Annotated in this window: 3 protein-coding genes and 2 pseudogenes; 1 reads left to right on the top strand and 4 read right to left on the bottom strand. The window is 58.2% G+C overall.

What is annotated here, in order from left to right:
• Positions 1 to 294 precede the first annotated feature (294 nt).
• Both ACTJJM_RS21180 and ACTJJM_RS21175 read right to left on the bottom strand, forming a co-directional pair.
• Positions 295 to 843, bottom strand: coding sequence for a DUF4189 domain-containing protein (locus tag ACTJJM_RS21180; protein ID WP_440865951.1), 549 nt, complete (start codon positions 841 to 843; stop codon positions 295 to 297).
• Between the two features lie 44 nt (positions 844 to 887).
• A pseudogene (locus tag ACTJJM_RS21175) lies at positions 888 to 1,655 on the bottom strand (type IV secretion system protein); the annotation flags it as partial.
• Between the two features lie 68 nt (positions 1,656 to 1,723).
• Between ACTJJM_RS21175 and ACTJJM_RS21170 the strand changes: the two are divergent.
• Positions 1,724 to 1,807 (top strand): annotated as a pseudogene (locus tag ACTJJM_RS21170) (transposase); the annotation flags it as partial.
• Positions 1,808 to 1,977: 170 nt separating this feature from the next.
• Here the strand turns inward: ACTJJM_RS21170 and ACTJJM_RS21165 are convergent.
• Together ACTJJM_RS21165 and ACTJJM_RS21160 are read right to left on the bottom strand one after the other, a co-directional pair.
• Entirely contained in the window at positions 1,978 to 2,166 is a 189-nt protein-coding gene (locus ACTJJM_RS21165; protein WP_233282216.1) for a DUF4189 domain-containing protein, read from the bottom strand.
• A gap of 407 nt (positions 2,167 to 2,573) precedes the next feature.
• Positions 2,574 to 2,884 (bottom strand): DUF4189 domain-containing protein (locus tag ACTJJM_RS21160; protein WP_414610489.1); only part of this gene is annotated, 311 nt, incomplete at its 5' end.

Genomic DNA, 2,884 nt, shown 5'->3' with positions numbered 1-2,884 from the left:
CGCAGCCCTGTACTCCCTGCCCTCCAATCGGATACATACCGGGAGGGCAGTTCCCTTCTGCACTTGCGGATGAGAATGCTAGAGAGAACATTGCTGCGATGACCGCTTGCATCAACCGACCAGTCATGATCATACAGCCACGCCCGAACTCAATTTCCAGCCATCTGCGAACATGCATGAAGTCTCCCAGACGCCTCGGAACAACATCACAGCCATAGCAGATGCGGCCACAAGTAACGCCACCTTCCGGTGCAGCATGAATAACTGCTGACAGCCCTCACGCAGAACTGGCGATCAGCGATACGCCCTGAACTCCGACATGCTGCAGGCCGAGTAGGCCACTTCACACGCTCCTCCATCATTCACAGAGGCGCATTCCTTCAACGCGAGCGATTGAGCTTCGTCAAGTGTTTCAGCGCTGGCAACGATTGAATTTCCGGCAGCCTTTCCGCCCGAGCGGGGCGACGGATCGGCGATTGCGGCGCATTGATCGTGATAGCTCAAACGAATCTCACACTTGCTCCCTCCTCGTCGGACACATCCGTCGATCGCCGCCGCTTCCGCAGCTCGCTTCGATTTCTGGGATACGGAAACACCGGTTGCCATCAAGCCACCAGTTGCTGGTTTTTTGTCCTCAGCGATGGCTCCCCAGCGCGTCTCCCATTTCCCGCCCGGAACCGGCGCAGAAGATCCAGTGGAGGGAGAGCTGCTTCCGCCAGGAATAGGCGCACACCCGCCGACGCCCTGCCCTCCAACAGGGTACTGCCCAGGGGGACATCTCCCCTCCGCCAGAGCGGAAAAAGGGGCTATCAGCAGCGCGGCCGCAAGAAAGAACTTGATCATAGTGTTTACTCCAATCCTTGAATCATGCGCTGAGCAAGCCTCAACTAACTTCCAGCAGCCTTGCCATGCGTACCAGGCCCAAGACTTCCGCTAGACCCGCCTTCACCTATAGACCTTCCACTGGTTGCATAGGTTACTGGTGGTGAAACATGCTTCTCCGCATTAGAAGTCTGAGGCGGCATGTAACTACCCGGCGGCTGGCCGTTTGAGCTGGGCGCCTGCGCTACCGGGCTACCACCTATCTGCGAATATGCCATGAAGGTACCCAGGGTGCCCTGGAAGAACATCGCAGCCATTGGGGGCGCAGTCAGAATCAGCGTCGTCAGGATCAGGCCCATACCGCCCTGCTGCAGCGCCATGCTGCTCATGCCCTCGGTCAGGTTCGACCCCAGCAGTGCACCCAGCGCAGACGCGCCCCAGAACGAAGCCGCCACGCGCGCCACCATTTCCATGGCAATGCCGGTCATCGCAGCCAACACCGCCATCGAGAACATGGTGCCGATGCCATAGAACAACCATCGTTGGAACAGGGACTTTGTCTGCTCAAACAGCAGGCAGAGGATGAACAGCGGACCAAAACCAATGAACAATGACATGGCGATCTGGTACAGCAATAGCATGGCGCCCGCCGTAACGGCCGGTCCGCCGGTGCCCAGCCCAATGAACCACATCGCACGGGTCTTTGCGCTATCCAGCGTTACGTCGCCGGCAACATCCAGCACACTCACCGACGTGAGCGCCAGTTGCATATAGCCCAGGTTCTTGTCAATCAGTTCCTCGGCGATCGACTTCTTTCCGGTCACGATATAGGTGGGACGTGCCCCCGGTTTCCAGGGCCAGCCTAACTTAAGTAGAGTCCGTCCCCATACCGAGGACGGACATGAAGAAGCGTTTCACCGACGAGCAGATTATTGGCTTCCTGAAGCAGGCGGCCGCTGGCACCCCGATCAAGGAGCTATGCCGCTAAGACGGGCCAAAGCACAGCTACAAAATGCGGGCTCGATCTCAGTTCTTTCTCGCACCGCCGCTCATAAGGTTAACTACTAGCGTCAGCCAAGGCTCAGCGAAACGACAGTCTCACTGTTGCCCTGCGACCCGGGCGATTCGGCGAAGCCGCAAGTACCCTGAATTGACTCAGCTAGAAGGACTCAAAAACAGGTTCCGAGCAGTACCCTTACTGCCAGGGGAAGGATCAGCATATGCCACACACTGATTTCTGCAGGTCGTATCGATCTTGCAGCCTTTCGCGCCATATTTCCCACAGCGTTCCAGCGCCTCCGATATCGCTTCACTCTTTGTTCCCTGGCCTACCGAGGCACCCACATCACCGGTGCTTGCTGCCCCGGCTATCGCGCCCCAGGTCCTGATCCAGCGCCCAGTCGCGATCGGACCGCTCTGTGCCGCTTGGCCAGCTTGGCTGCTGTCTCCGGGTATCGGAGCACACCCCTAAACCCTGTCCTCCAACCGGGTACTGTCCCGGCAGGCACCGCCCCTCGGCACGAGCATCGCATGCAAGAAGCACCAGAAAGAATGAAGCCATTTGGGACAACGGTACAACGCGTCTCATACCAGTACTCCAGTACCGCGCGAGGCTATGGCTGCCCAAGGTCCACAGCTCCAAAGCCTGTATCCGCAGCTCTCGCGAAATCCGATTGCGTCAATGCAACTCGTGCCGCAGCCACAACCAGGTTGGCATGCCCCAAAGAAAATTCGCAGCGACAGGAGTGCTTCTAGAACCTCTCAAAGATGGGATCGCTGCACTCGGAGTACATAACTTCACACCCGAAACCTCCTTGCTTCTTGCAACCCGAAAGCGCCACAGCACCGGCCTTGGCAATGCTGCCATCTCGGGCGATATGGGCGCCGGTCTGGGAAGCAGTGGGAGATGCAATCGCCACACATTGGTTCTCATACGAGATCTTGACCACGCAGTTTCGCGCACCCCACGTCGCACATTGACTTAGCGCTTCCTGCTCAGCCTCCTCGCGGGAGTACTTCTGCTTTGCAACTCCCGTATCCCCCTTTTCACCCATGGCAACGG

It is taken from the genome of Stenotrophomonas sp. 22692, from assembly GCF_052045015.1.
GTDB classification, from domain to species: domain Bacteria; phylum Pseudomonadota; class Gammaproteobacteria; order Xanthomonadales; family Xanthomonadaceae; genus Stenotrophomonas; species Stenotrophomonas geniculata.
Note: the sequence above shows the minus strand (reverse complement) of the source record. Positions and strands in the feature narration are given on the sequence as shown.